Consider the following 19,268-nt stretch of genomic DNA (forward strand, 5'->3'; position numbering starts at 1 on the left):
TCGCGACGGTGCCCCGCCGTCCACCCTACGGGGTGAACGGCGGGGCACCGGTCAGGCGTGCGCCACCGGAGCGCGTGGCCCTCGTACGTGCTCACCGCCCGGTGGAGCGGCGGTGCCCGTTACTCCGCGGAGCGGAAGCGCGGGAAGGCGCCGCGGCCGGCGTACTCGGCGGCGTCGTCGAGGATCTCCTCGATGCGCAGCAGCTGGTTGTACTTGGCGACGCGCTCGGAGCGGGCCGGGGCGCCGGTCTTGATCTGGCCGCAGTTGGTGGCGACGGCCAGGTCGGCGATGGTGACGTCCTCGGTCTCACCGGAGCGGTGCGACATCATGCAGCGGTAGCCGTTGCGCTGGGCCAGCTCGACGGCGTCCAGGGTCTCGGTCAGCGAGCCGATCTGGTTCACCTTGACCAGCAGCGCGTTGGCGGTGCCGGTCTCGATGCCGCGGGCCAGGCGGGCCGGGTTGGTGACGAACAGGTCGTCGCCGACCAGCTGGACCTTGTCGCCCAGCCGGACGGTCATGGCCTTCCAGCCGTCCCAGTCCGACTCGTCCAGCGGGTCCTCGATGGAGACCAGCGGGTAGGCGTCGACCAGCTCGGCGTAGTACTCGATGAGCTCGGTGGAGGTCAGCGCCTTGCCCTCGAACTGGTAGGCACCGTCCTCGTAGAACTCGGAGGAGGCCACGTCCAGGGCCAGCGCGACGTCACGGCCGGGCACGTAGCCGGCCTTCTGGATGGCCTCGACGATCAGGTCCAGGGCCTCGCGGTTGCTGTCCAGGTTCGGCGCGAAGCCGCCCTCGTCGCCGAGGCCGGTGGACAGGCCGCGCTCCTTCAGCACGCCCTTGAGGGTGTGGTAGACCTCGACGCCCCAGCGGACGGCCTCGGAGAAGGACTCCGCGCCGATCGGGGCGATCATGAACTCCTGGATGTCGACGTTGGAGTCCGCGTGCGAGCCGCCGTTGAGGATGTTCATCATCGGGACCGGCAGGACGTGGGCGTTCGGGCCGCCCAGGTAGCGGAACAGCGGCAGGTCGCTGGCCTCGGAGGCGGCGTGCGCGACGGCCAGCGAGACGCCCAGGATGGCGTTGGCGCCGAGCGAGGACTTGTCCGGGGTGGCGTCCAGGTCCAGCATGGCCTGGTCGATCAGCCGCTGCTCGGTGGCGTCGTAGCCGACCAGCTCCGGACCGATCTGCTCGATGACGGCCAGGACGGCCTTCTCGACGCCCTTGCCGAAGTAGCGGTTCTTGTCGCCGTCGCGCAGCTCCAGGGCCTCGAAGGCGCCGGTGGAGGCACCCGACGGGACAGCGGCACGACCCGTGCTGCCGTCGTCGAGGCCGACCTCGACCTCGACCGTGGGGTTGCCGCGCGAGTCGAGGATCTCACGGGCTACGACGACATCGATGGACGGCACGAGGCATCTCCTTGCGGAAGCAGGGGTCCGGTCTGACGGGGTGCAGTCAGCAGGACGATTGCGGAGTCGTTACGACCAGAGCCTAACCGCCCGGGCTCCCGGGACCACCTCGGCCTCGGTTCCGTCTCAGCGTGTGGCCCCTCTACCCACCGGTAGTTCACCTGCTTGTCCCAGCTTGTCCCCCTGGGACGGGCGAATGCGGACGAAGGGGACCGGTAGGCCGGTCCCCTTCGTCCGCGGGTCGCGATACGCGCCGCCGGGCGTGGCGGGTCGCCGTCGGGCACGGCGGCCCGACCTCGGCTCGGGCACGGCGGCCCGACGCCGGATCAGCCGAGGTGCAGCACCTGGCCGGGCAGGATCAGGTTCGGGTCGCCGCCGACGGTGGCGTGGTTCTGGTCGTACAGCGCGCGCCAGCCGCCGGACACGCCCTGGGCGGTGGCGATGGTCGACAGGGTGTCACCGGCGCGGACGGTGTAGTCGTGGCCGGTGGCCCGCGGAGCCGGCTGCACGGCGGCCTGCGGGGCGTACTGCGGCTGGGCGGCGGCCTGGCCGGCGTACTGCTGGTAGACGCTCTGGTGGCTGGTCCAGTACCAGGCGCCGTTGTTCTGGTACCAGTACACCTTGGCGTCGGCGTCCCAGCCGGCCTTGCCGGAGAAGCCCGGGGTCTGCTGGGTCTGCTGCTGCGGGGCGGCCTGCTGGGCCGGCTTGGCGGCGGGCTTCTGAGCCGGCTTCGGGGCCTGCTGCTGAGCCGGCTTCTCGGCCGGCTTGGCGGCGGGCTTCGGGGCCTGCGGCTTGGGGGCCGTCTGGGTCTTGCCGCCCGAGGAGGTGTCGACGGAGGCCGGGGAGCCGCCCTTGGTCAGACCGGCCTTCTTGGAGCAGACCGGCCAGGCGCCGGGGCCCTGCGAGGCGAGGACCTTCTCGGCGACCGCGATCTGCTGGCCCTTGCTGGCCTGGTTGGCCTGCGGGGCGTAGACGGTGCCGCCGTAGGCCTTCCAGGTGCTGGAGGTGAACTGGAGGCCGCCGTAGAAGCCGTTGCCGGTGTTGATGCTCCAGTTGCCGCCGCTCTCGCACTGGGCGACGGCGTCCCAGGTGGAGACCGGGGCGGCGGAGGCGCCGGTGGCGGTGAGGAGCGGCATCGCGAGTCCGACGCCGGCCACACCGGCGACGGCGATGGCCTTCTCGGCCTGGGTACGACGACGGTGGCGGCCAGTTCCAACGAACAGCATGAAGAGGTCCCTCTCCGCACGCCTGCGAGGTGAGCTGTCGGGTTCGGACCGGGAGGTGGCCCGGCCGCCGTGTGCGGAAACGATTCCGCTCGGGCGGCTTCACCCCAAGCCGTGGGGACGGCAACAAACCTGGTTCCCCCGCCCCTGCCCAGGGTTCTGGTCGGTTTCCCGTGGCACGGCGGGCAGGATTCGGCGTTCCGCGCTCGGGGTCCGCAGCTGCGAACCCCAGGAGAGTAGACAGATCTTCAGACCAATCACAAGCTCATATCGCCGATATCACACCAGCATTACGGCGCGTGCCCATTCGCCTACCGACTGCGGCGTTATGTCCGGATTGGTCAGCCTTCATACCCCGTACGGGAGTTGACCGACGGCGTGCCGCCGACGTGATCGGCGCTCGCCGGAGTCACGGTAGGACCCTGCGGAAGCGCGTGCGGAGAGGCGTGCGGAGAGCGGCTCTCCGGGCTGAATTCCACCGGCAGTTCGCGCAGCCCACGCATGATCAGACCGCCTCGCCAGCGCAGGTTCTCCGGACTTTCCGCGAGCCGCAGATCGGGCAGCCGGGAAAGCAGTGTGGCCAGCGCCGTCCGCCCTTCCAGCCGGGCCAGCGGAGCGCCGATGCAGTAGTGGATGCCGTGCCCGAAGCCCAGGTGCGGGTTGTCCGTCCGGGCCAGGTCGAGGGTGTTCTCGTCCGCGAACCGGGCCGGATCGCGGTCCGCCGCGGCCAGCACCACCAGCACCGGGTCGCCGACCGGGATGTCCACTCCGCCGATGCTCAGCGGACGGGTCGCGAACCGCCAGGTCGCCAGCTCCACCGGCCCGTCGTAGCGCAGGAGTTCCTCGATCCCGGTCTCCAGCAGCCCGCTCTCGCCGCGCGCCACCGACTCCTGGAGCAGCCGGCGCTGCTCCGGATTACGCAGCAGCGCGTAGGTGCCGTTGCCGATCAGGTTGACGGTGGTCTCGAAGCCCGCGAACAGGAGGATGAAGGCCATCGCCGCGGCCTCGTTCTCGGTCAGGTGCTCACCGTGGTCACTGGCCCGGATCAGACCCGAGATCAGGTCGTCGCCGAGGTCGGCGCGCTTGCGGTGGATCAGCTCCAGCAGGTACGCCCGCATCCGCCTCACCGCCCGCCCCACGCCGCCGCGTTGGCCGCCGCCCTGGCCCGGCTTGGTGTGCCGCAGCATCATCCCGGCCCAGTCGCGGAAGTCGTCCTGGTCCTCGGCCGGCACGCCCAGCATGTCGCAGATCGCGTAGATGGGGAGCGGGAAGGCGAACTCGTGGATCAGGTCCGCCGAACCGCGCCGGGCGAAGCCGTCGATCAGCCGGTCGGTGAGCTGCTGCACCCGCGGCTCGAACTCGGCCACCCGGCGCGGGGTGAACGCCTTCGACACCAGCCGGCGCAGCCTGGTGTGGTCCGGCGGGTCGATGTTCAGCAGGTGGGTCATCAGGTCGGCCTGCCGCTCCCCCGGGATGCCCACCCGGCCGGTGCGGTGCGCCTGCTCGCTGTGGTGCGCCGGGTTCTTCGACAGCCGGCTGTCCGCGAGCGCCTGACGGGCGTCCGCGTACCGCGTCACCAGCCAGGCCTCGACACCGCTCGGCAGCGTGGTGCGGTGCACCGGGGCGTGCTCGCGCAGCCAGGCGTAGGCGGGGTACGGATCGGCGGCGAACTCCCAGGTGAACAGCTGCGGAGCGGGGGCGCCGGGCGGCGTGGCGGAGGGCGTGGTGGCGGGCCGGGCGGGGTCGGGCTGAGCTGGCATGGACCGACCGTATCCGGTGCGACGGGCGCGCCCCGCTCCGGCGGGCCGCCGCTCCCCCGCCGCCGTTCCCGTCCGTGGCGCCGGCTCTCCGTGGACGGCCCGTGGACCGGCCGGTTGACGGGCCATGGACAGTCCGTGGCCGCCCGGTGGACGGCTCTTGTCCGGCTCTTGGACGGCTCTTGGAGAGGAAGCGGGCGTGAGCCTGGTCACCTGAGGGGTAATCCCTGTTGCGGAGGGTCAGTCCCTGCCTACGATCCTCCGCAGTACGCGTGGGCGCCGGTGCGGTGTCGCCCACAGGGAGGAGCAGACCATGCGGGTCAGCGGATCAGTCGTCGTCATCGCGGTCCTCGACGGCGGGTCGGGCGCGGGACTCGCCCGCCGGTTCGCCGCGGCCGGCGCCGCCGGGATGCTCATCGCCGACCAGCACGTCGGCGTCGCCGAGGACCTCGCCGCCGAACTCGACCGGCCGGGCTGCCCCGTCGTCGGCGTCTGCGGTGACGTCCGCCGCCCCAGCGACGTCGCCGCCCTCGTGGACACCGCCGAGAAGCACCTCGGCCCGATCGACGTCTTCGCGGTGGCCGGACCGGCGGGCGAGCGGGTCGTCTCGCTGGCCGACCTGCCCGACCACCTGGACCTGGAGCGCCTCGCCGAACTCGTCGTCCTCGTCGGCGAGGCCATCGGCGAGCTCGTCCCCCCGCAGCGGCGCCCGGAGGACACCGCCGCGGCGGCCTGAGCCCGCCTCCGTCACTCCGCTTCCAGGCCCTCCGCCGCGCGCACCGCGTCCCGGTAGGCGCGCGCGGCCGACCGCAGTGCGGCGTCCACGTCCACCCCGGCGGTGTGCGCGCGCTGCACCACCGCGAGCAGCAGCCGGCCCGCCGAGTCCGCCGTCAGCTCGGCGGGCAGCTCGTACGCCTCGTCCGGCACCCCGGTGAACTCCGCCCGGCGGACCCGGGACACCAGCTTCGCCGCGTACGCCAGCGAGGGCAGCCCGGCCGGCACGCCGTCCAGCACCGACTCGCGGCCCGCCTTCTCGGCCGCCTTCAGCTGCTCCCAGTTGGCCTCCGCCTCGGTGGCGCCCTCGACCTCCACGTCCCCGAACACGTGGGGGTGGCGGTACATCAGCTTCTCGACGATGTCCCCCGCCACGTCGTCGACGGTGAACGGATCGGTCGGGTGCTCCTCGGCGATCCGGGAGTGGAAGAACACCTGGAACAGGACGTCGCCCAGCTCCTCGCGCAGCGTCGCGCGGTCCCCCTCCTCGATCGCCTCGACCAGCTCGTACGCCTCCTCGACCAGGTACTTCACCAGGCTCTCGTGCGTCTGCTCGGCGTCCCAGGGGCAGCCGCCCGGGGACCGCAGCCGGTCCATCACCGTCACCAGATCCAGCAGCCGGGCGCCCGGCAGGTCGTAGGAGCCGGGCAGCACCTCGATCTCCGGCACCTCACCGGCGTGTTCCACCGCGAGCCGCGCCAGCGCGTCGGACAGCCCCGGATCGCCGTCCGGGCTGCCCAGCCACACCGTCGGGCCGCCCCCGGCCGGCTGCCCGGTCAGCAGCCGCGCCAGCGCCGGCGCGGACCCGGCCGACACCGCCTCCACCACCACCCCGGCCTGCCGCACCGCCGCCACCTGCGGGTGCCCCTCGTCCGCCACCAGCACCCGCCCGGCCGACCGCAGGGCCTCCCACGCCGGCCACGCCAGCAGGCCGGGAGCCACCCGGTGGGTGGTGGTCAGCAGGATCAACTTCGCGCCGGGAGCGTCCGTCGGTGCAGCATTCGTCGTCACACCCCCGAACCTACCCCGGAGCCCCCACCGGCCCCACCGGCCTCACCGGCACCGAGGGGGGCGTGGGGCCGACGCGGGGGCGAAGACCACGCAGGGGCGACCCCGGGCCGGTGGGAAGGCCGCACGAGGTCGGCACCGGGCCGGGACGGGCCGCACCGGGGGCGACTCCGGGCCCGCGCAGGAGCGGCGTCGGGGGCCGGCGCGCAGGCGGCGCGGGGCAGCGCCGGGCTGGTGCGAGGGCCACACGAGGGCGGCACCGGGCCCCGCGCAGGAGCGGCGTCGGGGGCCGGGGCGAAGGCAGCGCCGGGCCGCGCCGGGCCGCGCCGGGCCGGGACGGGCCGCGCCGGGCAACGCCCGGCCCTCACCGGAGGGCGGCGCGCAGGCGGCGCGGGAGGGTCCGGTCCGGCCCCGACGCCGGCTTCGCCGCGCCGCACGACGGAACGGCGGCCCCGGGCAGAGCCCCGGACCGCCGTGAACCGCCCCCGCGGAGCGCTACTTCCTCGCCCCCGCCAGGTCGTCGAACATCGCCGACAGGAACTCGGTGCACCAGCCCAGCAGTTCCCGCCCGACCAGCGGCTTCCCGCCGATCCGCCCGGTGCTCGGGCGCGGCACCAGCAGCTGCTGGGCCGCCGCCTTCACCTGGCTGCGCGGGTAGAGCCGGTTCAGCCGCAGCTGCTGGGACTCCCGCAGCTCCACCGGCCCGAAGCGCACGTTGGAGCCCTGGAGGGTGATGTCCGAGATCCCGCACCGCCGGGCGTACAGCCGCAGCGCCGCGACCAGCAGCAGGTTCTCCACCGGCTCGGGCAGCTTGCCGTAGCGGTCCACCAGCTCGTCCCGGACCTGCTGGATGTCCTCCTCCGAGTTGACCGCCGCGATCGATCGGTACGCCTGCAACCGCAGCCGCTCGCCGGGCGCGTAGTCGTGCGGCACGTGGGCGTCGACCGGCAGCTCGATCTTCACCTCCAGCGGCTCCTCCTCCGGCTCCCCGCCGTTCGCCAGCGACTCGCGGAACTCCGCCACCGCCTCGCCGACCATCCGCATGTAGAGGTCGAAGCCGACCCCGGCGATGTGCCCGGACTGCTCCCCGCCCAGCAGGTTGCCCGCGCCGCGGATCTCCAGGTCCTTCATCGCGACGTACATGCCGGCGCCCATCTCGGTGTGCTGGGCGATGGTGGCCAGCCGCTCGTGCGCGGTCTCGGTGAGCGGCTTCTCCGGCGGGTACAGCATGTACGCGTAGCCGCGCTCGCGCCCTCGCCCGACCCGGCCGCGCAGCTGGTGCAGCTGGGAGAGGCCGAAGGTGTCGCCGCGCTCCACGATCAGGGTGTTGGCGTTGGAGATGTCGATGCCGGACTCCACGATCGTGGTCGACACCAGGACGTCGAACTCCTTCTCCCAGAAGTCGACGACGACCTTCTCCAGCTGGGTCTCCCCCATCTGCCCGTGCGCGGTGGCGATCCGCGCCTCGGGCACCAGGTCCTTCAGCCGGGCGGCCGCCTTGTCGATCGACTCCACCCGGTTGTGGATGTAGAACACCTGGCCCTCGCGCAGGAGTTCACGCCGGATCGCGGCCGAGATCTGCTTCTCGTCGTACGGGCCGACGAAGGTCAGCACCGGGTGCCGCTCCTCCGGCGGGGTGGTGATGGTGGACATCTCGCGGATGCCGGTGACCGCCATCTCCAGGGTGCGCGGGATCGGGGTCGCGGACATGGTGAGCACGTCCACGTTGGCCCGCAGCTTCTTCAGCTGCTCCTTGTGCTCGACGCCGAAGCGCTGCTCCTCGTCGACGATGACCAGGCCGAGGTCCTTGAACCTGGTCTCGGAGGAGAACAGCCGGTGGGTGCCGATGACGACGTCCACCGAGCCCTCGAACAGCCCCTCCAGGACGGCCTTGGCCTCGGTGTCGGTCTGGAAGCGGGACAGCGCCTTCACCGTGACCGGGAAGTTGGCGTACCGCTCGGCGAAGGTCGAGAAGTGCTGCTGCACCAGCAGCGTGGTCGGCACCAGCACCGCCACCTGCTTGCCGTCCTGCACCGCCTTGAACGCGGCCCGCACGGCGATCTCGGTCTTGCCGTAGCCGACGTCGCCGCAGATCAGCCGGTCCATCGGGACGGACTTCTCCATGTCCGCCTTGACCTCGGCGATGGTGGTCAGCTGGTCCGGCGTCTCCGCGTACGGGAAGGCGTCCTCCAGCTCCCGCTGCCACGGGGTGTCCGGGCCGAAGGTGTGGCCGGGGGCGGCCATCCGCGCCGAGTACAGCTTGATCAGGTCGGCGGCGATCTCCTTGACCGCCTTCTTGGCCCGCTGCTTGGTCTTCGCCCAGTCCGCGCCGCCGAGCCGGTGCAGCGTCGGGGCCTCGCCGCCGACGTACTTGGTGACCTGGTCGAGCTGGTCGGTCGGCACGAACAGCCGGTCGCCGGGGTGGCCGCGCTTGGCCGGGGCGTACTCCAGCACCAGGTACTCGCGGGTGGCGCCCTGGACGGTGCGCTGCACCATCTCGACGTACCGGCCGACGCCGTGCGCCTCGTGGACGACGTAGTCCCCGGCGACGAGCGCCAGCGGGTCGATCGCGTTGCGGCGGCGCGAGGGCATCCGGCGCATGTCCTTGGTGGAGGACCGCTGGCCGGACAGGTCGGTCTCGGTGATGACGGTGAGCTTGAGGTTCTCGTCGACGAAACCGTGCTCGATCGAGCCGCAGGAGACGTAGACGACGTCCCTGGTGGGCGCCTCGGCGAGGTCGGCGACCAGCCGGGCCGGGATGCCCTCGTTGCCGAGCACCTCGGCGAGCCGGGAGGCCGGGCCGTGGCCCTCGGTCACCATGACGACCCGCCAGTCGGCGGCCAGCCGCTCCTTGGCGTCGGCGATCGCCCGGGCGGTGTCGCCCCGGTAGGCCTCGACGGCGTGCATGCCGAGGGTGAGCGTGTTGGCGTCGAACTCCAGGATGCCGTCGACCGTCGACTCGCTGGTCGCGAACGGGCTGACGGACCACCAGGGCAGCCCGATCTCGGCGGCGTGCTCGCGCACCTCGGCGAGCGAGCGCAGCGAGGCGGCGGAGACGTCGATCGCCTCCAGGTCGATCGGCCGGTCCCCGCCCGCCGCGGCGGCGACCCAGGAGGCGTGCAGGAACTCCTGGCTGGTCGCCACCAGGTCGGCGGCCCGGGTGCGGACCCGCTCGGGGTCGCAGACCACCGCGACCGAGCCGAGCGGCAGCACGTCCAGCAGCAGCTCCATGTCGTCGACCAGCACCGGAGCCAGCGACTCCATGCCCTCGACCGCGATGCCCTCGGCGATCTTGTCCAGGATCTCGGCCAGCCCGGGGTGCTCCGCGGCCAGCTCGGCGGCCCGGGCCCGCACCTCGTCGGTGAGCAGCAGCTCGCGGCAGGGCGGCGCCCACAGGCCGTGCTCGGCGATCTCCAGCGAGCGCTGGTCGGCGACCTTGAAGTAGCGGACCTCCTCGACCTCGTCGCCCCAGAACTCCACCCGCAGCGGGTGCTCCTCGGTCGGCGGGAAGACGTCCAGGATGCCGCCGCGGACGGCGAACTCGCCGCGCTTCTCGACCAGTTCGACCCGCGCGTAGGCGGCGGCGGAGAGCCGGCGGGCCACCTCCTCCAGGTCGTACGACTCACCGCGCCGCACGGCCACCGGCTCCAGCTCGGCCAGCCCCTTGACCTGCGGCTGGAGCACCGAGCGGACCGGGGCGACGATCACCTGGACCGGCCCGGCCGCCAAGTCGTCGGCCCGCGGGTGCACGATCCGGCGCAGTACGGCCAGCCGGCGCCCGACGGTGTCCGAGCGGGGCGACAGCCGCTCGTGCGGCAGGGTCTCCCAGGCCGGGAACTCGGCGACGGCGTCGGGCGGCAGCAGCGAGCGCAGCGAGGCCGCGAGGTCCTCGGCCTCCCGGCCGGTCGCGGTGACGGCGAGCACCGGGCGGCCCCGGTCCCCGGCGGCCCGGCCGGCCAGCGCGCGGGCCAGCGCGGCGATGGCGAACGGCCTCGCGGCGGGCGGGCCGACCAGGTCCAGGTGGCGGCGTCCGCCGGCCTCGGCTCCGGTGGCGGTGGCCGCCTCGATCGCCTCGGCGAGCGCCGCGTCCCGCGCGACGACATCGAGCAGTCCGGTCAGGCTCATTGGGGTCTCTTCTTCGTCCCGTGGCTGGTGCTGCCCCCGGGCGGCGAAGGCCCGCCGGGGCAACGCGAACGGCCCGGCACGCTGAGCGGCCGGGGGTCTCCAGCGTACGCCGAGGCGCGGACCCGCACGCGGTCCACGACTTCGGCGGTGCCGGACCGGGGCGTACGCGGGCCGGGCCGGGGGCGGAGCGGGCCCCGAGCGGGACGGAGCCGGAGCGGCCGCGCCGCCGGATGTGTCAGGAGCACGTCCGGGAACGAACCACTGGACGGAACACCGGACCGGCCGGTGGACGAACCAACCGGCACGCGTACCGATCCGGGCACGGCTATCCGCCACGAACTGGACATACTCCTGTCACTGGCCGTCCATGGAGATCGCGCACCATGGTGAACGTGCCCGCCGCACCCAACCGTGGGGGATGGCTGTGGCGGCACTGTCGCACCCCCGATGGGGGTCGGAGGTGCGAGGCCGGGCGACCCTGGGTGGGGGCGCCCGCCCAAGCGCCGGGAACCGTGGCGCCCTTTCCTGGAGGGCGCCACGGGTCTCGGCCTCTTTCGTTCCCGGGCCCACCCCGCCGGCCACCGGGCCGTCCCGGGGAGTTTCCGGAGCGCTCGCGCAGCCCGCTCCCGCTCCCGCTCCCGGCACGGCGAAGGCCCCGACCCGCCGGCCACGGGGCCGGGTGGTCGGGGCCTCGGCGACGCGGGGTCGCGCGGCCGGTCAGCGGCGGCGGTAGCTCACCGTGTGGGGGGTCGCGTAGTCACTGCCGTCGTCCACGATGATGATCTTCGGGACGATCCGGGTCTCCTCCTCCGGCGGCGCGCCGGCGTCCCCGGTCCCCCCGCCGGCCTTCGTGTCGGGCTTCGCGTCGGACTTCCCGGCGACCGTCTCCCCGGCGGGCGGCGAGGCCGGCTTCGGCGGCACCGGGCCAGTCGCCACGGGCCCGCCGATGGCCTTGGCGGCGCTGCCGCCGACCACCGGCGTCCGCAGCACCGTCGTCGAGTTCTCCCGCGCGGGGGCCTTGGCCCCGCCGGGAGCCGCCGTCCCGGACGCCCCGCCGCGGCCCTCGGCCTTCCGCAGGTCCGCCACCGGGATCTCCCCGGTGTCCGCCTCCGAGTCCACCCGCGCCGCGACGGCGACGGCGTCCTCCACCGCGTCCGCCGGACCGGAGGCCGAGGCGGCCTTGGCGGCCCGGGAAGCCGTGGACCCCCCGGCCGCCTTCGGGCCCTGGGCCGCCGCGACGGCCTCGGGCTCGATCTGGCCGACCGCCGCCCCGGTGAGCGAGGCCAGCGTGGCCTTGATGTGGTCCAGGTGCTGCTGCACCGTCTCCAGCCGGGCGTCGAACTCGCGCTGCTCGCGCTCGCTCTCCGCGTTGATCTTCTCCGCCTCCCGGCGGGCCTGCTCGATCAGCTGGTCGGCCTTGGCCTGGGCGTCCGCCTCCAGCTGCTTGATCTGGTTCAGCACGGTCTCCCGCTGCTGCTCGGCCTCCTTGACCCGGCGCGCGGCGGTCGCCGAGACCTCGGCGTCCTCGGCGTCGGCCTTGGCCTGGGCGGCGGCGAAGGTCTCGTCGGCCTTGCGGCGCCGGGCGGCCAGCTCGGCCTCGGCCTGCTCGCTGGCCTCGGCGGCGGCCACCCGCACCTTGGCGGCGTAGGAGGTGGCGGCGTCCCGCACCGAGCGGCACTCCCGGTCGGTCTCCGCCCGGATGCCCTCGGCCTCGGCCCGGGTGCGCTCGCTCGTGCGGCGGGCGGCCGCGTCGGCCTCGGCACGGATGGTGGCGGCGTACTCCTTGGCGGCGCGGTCGGCCGCCTGCCCGGCCTCGTAGACCTCGTCGCGCAGGTCCTCGGCGAAGCGCTGGGCCTTCTCCCGGACGGCGCGCGCCTCGTTCTCGGCCATCGCGGCCAGTCCGGCGGCCTGTTCGCTGAGCACCTGGTAGTCGGGCTCCGGGGCCTCCTCGGCGGCCCGGAGGATGTCGGCCAGCCGGGCCTCCATCTGCCGGATGCCGGCGCCCAGGACGCTCAGCCGTTCCCACGCCTCGTCGCGCTGCGCGGTGAGGGCGGCCAGGGCTCGGTCGACCTGCTCGGGCGCGTAGCCCTTGCGGGCCTGGGTGAAGCCGTACTGGGGGACGGCGTCGCTCATGGGCTCTTCCCCTCGTTTCGCGGGCTGCGGAGCCCATGATCGGACGGAACGGACGGATCCGGAACCGGTTCGGAGTCCGGGGCCGGAATCCGTCGCCGTACGGACCGGAATATGTCGAGGACCGGACGCATAGACCCATCCTCTTGACCTATTTTGCGCAGATCCGGGCGAAACCCCAATGAGGCACAGCTGCGGCGGCATGCCGGAGGGGCCGTTCCGGACACCGGAACGACCCCTCCCCACCTGCGAGGATCGGAGACGGCCCCGCTACAGCAGGCCGTCCCAGAACTGCTCCAGCAGCACGGCCCACCAGGTGTCCGCGTTCTGCAGGGCCGCCGGGTCGATCGCGGCGAGCTGGGCCTGGAAGTCGGTCGTCCAGCGACCGGCCTGCTCCGGCGTCAGCCCGTACCGCAGCCGCCACATCCGGCCGAGCAGGGCCAGCGAGCGGACGAACTCCGGTACACCGCTGTTGACGAACCGGGGCGGCTGCCCGGTTCCGTCGACGTCCACGGCCACCACGTTCGCGGTGCCGTACTGGACGCACAGCTGGCGGCCGTAGTCGTTGCCCAGCACCAGGTAGCCGCCGAAGTCCGGGCCCCCGGCGAGGCCCCGCTCGGCGGCCAGCTCGGCGAGCGTCGGGATCGGGCGGCCCTCCTGCGCCTGCGCCCAGAAGAACGGCCCGAAGTCGCGCGGCAGCCCGGCCCACATCAGGGTCTGGGACACCGGCTCGGGCACGCCCTGGCGGGAGACGGCGCGCTGCTCGTAGCGGAACACGTTCTGCCCGAAGGCCGTGCCGATCTCCTGGGCGAGCTGCTGCGGCGGGAGCGGCGGCAGCGGCTGGACCGTCCCGGGCGCGGGCAGCGGCACCCGGAACGGGCGGACCCGCTGGGCGCCGGAGGCCAGCTGGTGCAGCTCGTCCAGGTGGTCGAGCAGCTCGGCCATCCCGGCCTGCCGGGAGACGTGGTCGCGGCCGTACGAGGCGGTGTGGGTGAGCCGGACGTTCGGCCAGGACGCGGCGATCATGCGGTTGCAGTAGCCGCCCGGCAGGTCGCACGACTCCAGTTCGGTGTAGAGCTCCAGCACCTGCTCCGGCGGCACGTTGAGCCGCCGCAGGTCCTGGAGGATCTTCCACTCCGGGTGCGGGGTGCCGGGCTCGCTGCGGTGCAGCAGCTTCTGCTCCGAGCCGTCCGGTCCCCGGTAGCTGAGCGCGGCGAAGTACCCCGGGCCGACCGCGGGCACGCCCGGGGGCACCGGGGCGGGCTGCGGCGAGCCGGGCACGGGCGCCGGCGGGACGACCCCGGCGGCGCCGGCCGCGTTCGGGTAGCCGTAGCCGGCCGCGGGCGCGGCGGGGGCCGCCGGACCGCCGGGCGGCGGCGGGACGGCGGGGCCGCCGGACGGCGGGGTGCCCGGGTCCGCCGGGCCGCTCAGCAGCGCCGGGTCGATCGCGTTCGCCAGCTGGGTCGCCTCGTACGCCGTGCCGGAGGCGGCCGGCCCGCCCGGCGGTACCGGTGCCCCGCCGGCCGGCAGGCCCGCCGGGGGCGGGGGCGGCGGGGCGGAGTCGGCGCCGCGACCGCCGGGGTGGGCGGCGGGCGCGCCGGAGCCCGGGGCGGGCTTCAGCGCGGCGGGCGGGGGCGGCGGCGGGGCCGAGCCCGCGCTGCGGCCGAGGCCGGCGGGGGCGGAGCCCGCACCGGGGGAACCGGCCGGGCCGCCGCGCAGCGCGGCCGGCGGGGGCGGCGGCGGGGCCGAGCCCGCGTTCCGGCCGAGGCCGGGCTGCGGCGCGGCGCCCCCGGGGGCGCCGGAGACGGAGGCACCGGGAGCCGGGGCACCAGGGGCAAGGGCGCCGGGGGCAGGGGTACCGGGGGCAGGGGCGCCGGGGGCCGGTGCGCCCGGCAGACCGGCCAGGCCGGGCTGACCGCCGGGCGGAGCCAGCATCGTCGGCGCGTGCTCCACCTGCGGACCGCCGGCGGGCGGGGCGGCCGGAGCACCCGGCAGGCCCATCAGCCCCGGCACGGCGTCCGGCGGCGCCAGCAGCGTGGGCGCCGGCTCCGCAACCGGGGCGGGGGGCGCGGCCGGGGCCGGAGCCGACGGGAGCGGCGGGGCGACCGGCGGCTGGGCGGCGGACGGCGGGACCGGCGGCGCACCGGGGCCCCCGCCCGTCGGCGGCATCAGCATCGTCGCGGCCTCGGCACCGGCCGGGGCGGCGGCCTCGGGCAGGTCGGAGCCGGTGGTCCGCAGCCCCTCGGACATCAGGACGGCCCCGGCCCCGGCCTCGTCCCCGGCCGGCGCGGGCGCGACCGGCGCGGGCGCGACCGGCGCGGGCGCGACCGGCGCGGGCGCGACCGGCGCGTCCCCGGCGGGCCGGTCGGAGACCGGCGGCTCGGTCAGCGCGGCCCGCGCGGGCGGCACCGCGCCGGGCGGCACCTCGGCGGGCGCGCCGGCAGCGGCGACGGCGGGCGCGTCGGCGGGGGCCGCCTCGGCGGGCGGCGCGGCCGGAGCCGTCCCGAGCCGCTCCGCCTCGGCCGCGATCGCCGCGGCCCCGGCCTCCTGGAGCCACTGCGGCGGGCTGAGCAGGAAGGACGTCGCCTCCACCGGCCCGGGCGCGGGCTTCGCCGCCCCGGCCGGGTTGGCCGCCACCGGCCGCCCGTAGACCTCCTCGTACTGCCGGACCACCTCGTTGACGGGCAGCGCGGGCCACAGCGTGCTGGCGCCCGAGTCCCGGGCGATCACCAGCCGCGCCTTCCCCGAGCTGCCCGCGCCGACCGTGCGGCTCGCGGCGTCCGGGCCGTCGGCGGGCGCCACCGCCCAGCAGACGAAGCCCAGGTCGAACTCCCGGACCCGTACCTCGCGCTGCTGCGAGCGCGGCACCCCGCCGTTGATCCACTCGTCGGCGAGCTCCTGCGCCTGCGCGTACGTCACCACGCCCGGTTCACCCCTGTCCGCATCCTCGTCGTCCCCCGTTCCACCGGCACCGCCGGCACCACCGTGATCACCGCGATCACCGACACCACCGCGACCACGTGCCTCAGCCCACCGGGACGGCCCGGGCGAACCCGCCGTCCACCATCAGCTCCGCGACCGACTCCAGCTCCGGCGGACTGCCCGCCAGCCGCAGCAGGAAGGCGTCGAAGTCCTCGCCGCAGGGCAGCAGCAGCCGCGCGCAGCGGCTCTCCGGGGCCTCCGGGGCGCCGGTGTCGCGCGCGTCGTCGTACAGGTGGAACCAGACCGAACCCGTCCGCTCACCGCGCACCTTGAGCGCGACCAGGCCGCCCTGCGCGTAGGCGATGCCCAGGTAGTCCTTGGTGAGGTGGTCGCGCAGGCACTTGTTCGCGTACACGAGGTCTGTGGTGCCGTACTCCTCGGTGAGCGTCAGGAACGGCTGGTCGAGCAGCAGTCCGAGCTCGGTGTCCAGCCCCACCCCGACCGGGGCGCGGCCGCCGCCCAGCTTGAGGAAGGTGCGGTAGGCGTCGGGCAGCCGGTAGCCGAGGCGCTGCTCGGCGCGCTGCACCAGGTCCTCGGGGACACCGGTCGGGGCGCCGCCGTCCTTGGCCAGCGAGAAGTGCACCGGACGGCGCTCCTGCAACGGGCGGGTGCCGCGGCGGGTGTGGTCGGCGCCGGAGGTGGCCAGGCCGCCGTGGTGCCGCAGCAGCGCCTTGACCTCGACCGGGACGAGCTCCATCCGCCGCCAGCCGGGGGCGGCCCGGCCGACCGCGTGGTGCCAGGTCCAGCCGGCCGGGGTGGCGACGGCGGTCGTCAGGTCGGCCCAGAGCGGGTGGCCCTGGGTGTAGAGCGCGGCGTTCGCCGAGACGTAGTCGGTCAGCCGCAGTTCGTCCACGCCGAAGCCCTCCGGCGGGTCGGCCACCTCGGCCGCGGCGGCGGCGTACGGGCCGAAGTCCGGGTAGCCGTACTCGTCCACCCTGACCCCGCCGGGGTGCCGCTCCGCACGGACCGGGTCAGGGAACTGCACCACCTGACCTGCGTACGCCGCGTTCGGTGCGGCGGCGACGCCGGGCCGACCTGTCGTCATCTGGGAGCCCCCACTGGCTGCTGCAAATACGGTGCTTGCTGGGCACCAGCCTAGGGCCTGCCTTCAACCCCCCGTCCGTCAGGCGGACGCCGGCGACCTCGGGCTCGACCGGTACCCCGGACCCCCGTCCGGGAGGAGCCGGTACGCCCCGAGGACCGGTCGACCGCCGCCAACGGCGCCCGCCCCGGGCCGAGTTGCCCGCACGCCACCGCCCGCCCCGGCCCCGCAGGCCGTTTCGGCGGATCGACGGACGAGTCATGACGAGGTCGTGCACATTCGGTCAGGGTCGGGTGTCCGCCGGGCCGGTCCCTCGCGGCACCGGCCACCGCCGCACCCCGGATGTGCGGTTGTCGGTGTCGTTTGACAGGCTTGCCCCGGACCGGACCGGTCACCCCCGGCCCACGCCGGGTTACCAGGAGGAGGACGGATGACCACCGGTGAGCCGGCGGGCCCGCCCGTGCTGCGCCACCACCGCGACAGCCTGCTGCCCGCCGTCGCCGCCGCGCTGTCGCTCAAGGGCGGCGAGGTGCACACCCTGGCGGGCGACAAGGACCCCCGCCGCCCGGTCCTGCACCACCTGGTCGCCGACTTCCTGGACGCCCTGCCGAAGGAGGCCCGCGAGCGGTTCACCGGCCGCTGCCCGGAGGCCGTCCTGCTCTCCCAGTACCTGACCACGGTCGACGGCAACCGCTCCAAGCGCGCCGCCCGCAAGCCGATGACCCTGCACGAGGCCCGCAAGGCGCTCAAGGGCTCCCGGATGACGACCGTTCGCATCCGCGAGGAGGGCGACCCGGCGCACGGCACCCACGCCCCGCCGTGCCGCTCCTGCGCTCCGATGCTGGAGCACTTCACCGTGCGGAGCGTCGCCGTCGGGCCGCCCGCGAACTGACCGGCCGAGCCGCCGTCACGTCCCCGTCCCCCAGCCCAGGAGCCCGCCCTGAACCCGCCGATCCCTCCCGCGCCGGACACCCTCTCCCCCGCCGGGGCCCGGACCCGCCCGCGCTTCGCCGCCGACGTCGCCGCCGAGCTCAAGGCGGCCGGCTGGCACCCCGGCCGCTGGCAGATCCGGCAGGCCGAGGAGTGGGCCGACACCCTGGTCGGGTACGGCGCGCCCACCGGCGTACGGCACGCGGTGTTCCCGGCGGCGGTGGAGGCCTGGGCCGAGTTCGGCGGCCTCGCCTTCGACCTGTCCGGCCCCGGCCGCCTGCTGGCCCGCACCCCGTTCCTGATCGACCCGCTGTGCGGCCTGCACCAGCCGCGCACCCTGCTCGACCTCGGCCGGGCCCTGGGGACGCAGCTGGCCCCGCTCGGCGAGGAGGCCTACGGGCAGGCGCTGCTGGCCGTCGACGAGGAGGGCCGGGTCTACAGCCTGGACCACGCCGGCGAGTGGTTCCTCGGCCACGGCATCGACCAGGCGATCTCCACCCTGGTCCTGGGCACCGCCCCGGAACGGCTGCGCACCCCGGACGAGTACTGAGCGGCGGTCAGCGCCGGGCGACGCCCGGCAGCGGCCCGGCCCCGTCCGGCGCCACGGCCCCGCCCGGGTTCAGCGCAGCCGCTCCGCCCGCACCGCCAGCCGCGACGGCAGCACCGCCTCGATCCGGAACCCGCCGTCCGCCTCCGGCCCCGAGGAGAAGGTGCCGCCCAGCGCGATCACCCGCTCCCGCATCCCGACCAGCCCGTTGCCCCCGCTGGGCAGCTGCGCCGCGCCCCGCTCCCCGCCCGGGCAGGCGTTCACCACGGCCACCCGCACCCCGTTCGGCGCGTACGACAGCAGCACGGACACCGGTGCGCCGCCGGCGTGCTTGTGGGCGTTGGTCAGGCCCTCCTGGACGACCCGGTAGGCGGTCTGCTCGGCCTCGCCGGTGAACTCCTGCCGGCTGCCGCTGACCGTCAGCGTCACCGCCATCCCGGCCGCCCGGGACTGGTCCACCAGCCGCGGCAGCCCGGCCAGCGAGTCCGGCTCCGGCTGGCGCGGGTCGTCCGTCCGCAGCACCCCGAGGATCTCGCGCAGCTCGTTCAGCGCCTGCCGGCCCACCTCGCCCATCAGCTTGGCGCTCTGCGCGGCCTTCTCGGGGTCCTTGACGACGATCCGCTCCAGCGCCCCGGAGTGCACCACCATCAGCGACACCCGGTGCGCCACCACGTCGTGCATCTCCCGGGCTATCCGGGTGCGCTCCTCCAGCCGGGCCCGGCGGGCGCGCTCCTGGGCCTGCTCGGCCAGCAGGTCCAGTTCGGTCTCCAGGCCGTGCGCGCGGTCCTGGAGCGACTCGATCAGCCGCCGCCGCGCGCCCACGTACAGTCCGGTCACCACCGGAGCGACCGTCAGCCCGACCGCCACCATCAGCGACAGCAGGACCTGCCCCCACAGCGGCGGCGGGTCCACCGGCGGGTCACCGGCCGTCATCAGCGTCATCGCCATCACGGCGGCGGCCTCGGCGAAGGCCAGGGTGGACAGCGCCACCACCCGCCGGCGCCGCGAGGGCCACTCCCAGGTCGACGCCAGCGTGTACAGCGCGACCACCAGCAGCAGCACGCCCAGCATCCCGGGCATCACCAGCAGCGTCACCAGCACCGGGACGGCCGGCCAGCGCCGGCGCACCACCAGCGAGCCGCCGGCCACCGTGCCGAGCACCGCTACCGCGACCGCGCCCGCGGTGCTCAGGTGGATCCGGGAGGAGAGGAAGGCGATCGTGCTGACCGCGCACTCGAGCGCGGCGAGCAGCGCCAGCCCGATGTCCAGGAAGGCGCTGCGCGGCCGCTTCCACCACCAGAACGACCGGACCGGCACGCGCTCCCCAGGCGACTTGCTCATGCC

At 75.1% G+C, this 19,268-nt stretch carries 12 protein-coding genes and 1 riboswitch; of the genes, 3 read left to right on the forward strand and 9 right to left on the reverse strand.

Annotation, left to right across the window (positions count from 1 at the left end):
- Positions 1-119: 119 nt before the first annotated feature.
- From eno to ACZ55U_RS11220, 3 genes are all read right to left on the reverse strand, one after another.
- Entirely contained in the window at positions 120-1,406 is a 1,287-nt protein-coding gene (eno, locus tag ACZ55U_RS11210) for a phosphopyruvate hydratase (RefSeq protein ID WP_465524840.1), read from the reverse strand.
- 326 nt (positions 1,407-1,732) lie between these two features.
- Complete coding sequence (locus ACZ55U_RS11215) at positions 1,733-2,632, reverse strand: LysM peptidoglycan-binding domain-containing protein (protein WP_465524842.1); 900 nt, start codon at positions 2,630-2,632, stop codon at positions 1,733-1,735.
- Between the two features lie 5 nt (positions 2,633-2,637).
- Positions 2,638-2,804, reverse strand: a riboswitch (cyclic di-AMP (ydaO/yuaA leader).
- Between the two features lie 166 nt (positions 2,805-2,970).
- Positions 2,971-4,389: a cytochrome P450 family protein gene (locus ACZ55U_RS11220; RefSeq protein WP_465524844.1), complete on the reverse strand. Its 1,419-nt coding sequence runs from the start codon at positions 4,387-4,389 to the stop codon at positions 2,971-2,973.
- Positions 4,390-4,699: 310 nt separating this feature from the next.
- Here ACZ55U_RS11220 and ACZ55U_RS11225 point away from each other — a divergent pair, with 310 nt between their 5' ends.
- Complete coding sequence (locus ACZ55U_RS11225) at positions 4,700-5,122, forward strand: SDR family NAD(P)-dependent oxidoreductase (protein WP_465524846.1); 423 nt, start codon at positions 4,700-4,702, stop codon at positions 5,120-5,122.
- An 11-nt stretch (positions 5,123-5,133) separates the two neighbouring features.
- On the opposite strand, the gene ACZ55U_RS11230 is transcribed toward ACZ55U_RS11225, so the two are convergent.
- The 5 genes from ACZ55U_RS11230 to ACZ55U_RS11250 form a co-directional block, all read right to left on the reverse strand.
- Positions 5,134-6,171, reverse strand: coding sequence for a nucleoside triphosphate pyrophosphohydrolase (locus ACZ55U_RS11230; protein ID WP_465524848.1), 1,038 nt, complete (start codon positions 6,169-6,171; stop codon positions 5,134-5,136).
- Positions 6,172-6,663: 492 nt separating this feature from the next.
- A complete protein-coding gene (mfd, locus tag ACZ55U_RS11235; protein ID WP_465524850.1) occupies positions 6,664-10,293 on the reverse strand; it encodes a transcription-repair coupling factor in 3,630 nt (1,209 codons plus the stop codon).
- A gap of 717 nt (positions 10,294-11,010) precedes the next feature.
- Positions 11,011-12,426 (reverse strand): hypothetical protein, encoded by a 1,416-nt coding sequence (locus ACZ55U_RS11240; protein WP_465524852.1) that lies wholly within the window; start codon positions 12,424-12,426, stop codon positions 11,011-11,013.
- 267 nt (positions 12,427-12,693) lie between these two features.
- The gene (locus ACZ55U_RS11245; protein WP_465524854.1) at positions 12,694-15,345 is read right to left on the reverse strand and encodes an SUKH-4 family immunity protein; all 2,652 of its coding nucleotides are present in this window, start codon (positions 15,343-15,345) and stop codon (positions 12,694-12,696) included.
- A 103-nt stretch (positions 15,346-15,448) separates the two neighbouring features.
- A complete protein-coding gene (locus tag ACZ55U_RS11250) occupies positions 15,449-16,450 on the reverse strand; it encodes an SMI1/KNR4 family protein (RefSeq protein ID WP_465524856.1) in 1,002 nt (333 codons plus the stop codon).
- A gap of 427 nt (positions 16,451-16,877) precedes the next feature.
- On the opposite strand from ACZ55U_RS11250, the gene ACZ55U_RS11255 reads away from it, so the two are divergent.
- Together ACZ55U_RS11255 and ACZ55U_RS11260 are read left to right on the forward strand one after the other, a co-directional pair.
- Positions 16,878-17,339, forward strand: coding sequence for a YwqJ-related putative deaminase (locus ACZ55U_RS11255; RefSeq protein WP_465524858.1), 462 nt, complete (start codon positions 16,878-16,880; stop codon positions 17,337-17,339).
- Between the two features lie 60 nt (positions 17,340-17,399).
- The gene (locus ACZ55U_RS11260; RefSeq protein ID WP_465524913.1) at positions 17,400-17,927 is read left to right on the forward strand and encodes an SUKH-3 domain-containing protein; all 528 of its coding nucleotides are present in this window, start codon (positions 17,400-17,402) and stop codon (positions 17,925-17,927) included.
- Between the two features lie 69 nt (positions 17,928-17,996).
- Here ACZ55U_RS11260 and ACZ55U_RS11265 read toward each other — a convergent pair whose 3' ends face one another.
- Complete coding sequence (locus tag ACZ55U_RS11265) at positions 17,997-19,265, reverse strand: sensor histidine kinase (RefSeq protein ID WP_465524860.1); 1,269 nt, start codon at positions 19,263-19,265, stop codon at positions 17,997-17,999.
- Positions 19,266-19,268 lie beyond the last annotated feature (3 nt).

It is taken from the genome of Kitasatospora sp. NPDC034533 (assembly GCF_055575155.1).

What these genes read in the sequence shown, in the direction of transcription:
- ACZ55U_RS11215 (WP_465524842.1), bottom strand. Translation starts at nt 2,632, where the DNA reads ATGCTGTTCGTTGGAACTGGCCGCCACCGTCGTCGTACCCAGGCCGAG.
- ACZ55U_RS11220 (WP_465524844.1), bottom strand. Translation starts at nt 4,389, where the DNA reads ATGCCAGCTCAGCCCGACCCCGCCCGGCCCGCCACCACGCCCTCCGCC.
- ACZ55U_RS11225 (WP_465524846.1), top strand. Translation starts at nt 4,700, where the DNA reads ATGCGGGTCAGCGGATCAGTCGTCGTCATCGCGGTCCTCGACGGCGGG.
- mfd (WP_465524850.1), bottom strand. Translation starts at nt 10,293, where the DNA reads ATGAGCCTGACCGGACTGCTCGATGTCGTCGCGCGGGACGCGGCGCTC.
- ACZ55U_RS11240 (WP_465524852.1), bottom strand. Translation starts at nt 12,426, where the DNA reads ATGAGCGACGCCGTCCCCCAGTACGGCTTCACCCAGGCCCGCAAGGGC.
- ACZ55U_RS11250 (WP_465524856.1), bottom strand. Translation starts at nt 16,450, where the DNA reads ATGACGACAGGTCGGCCCGGCGTCGCCGCCGCACCGAACGCGGCGTAC.
- ACZ55U_RS11255 (WP_465524858.1), top strand. Translation starts at nt 16,878, where the DNA reads ATGACCACCGGTGAGCCGGCGGGCCCGCCCGTGCTGCGCCACCACCGC.
- ACZ55U_RS11265 (WP_465524860.1), bottom strand. Translation starts at nt 19,265, where the DNA reads ATGAGCAAGTCGCCTGGGGAGCGCGTGCCGGTCCGGTCGTTCTGGTGG.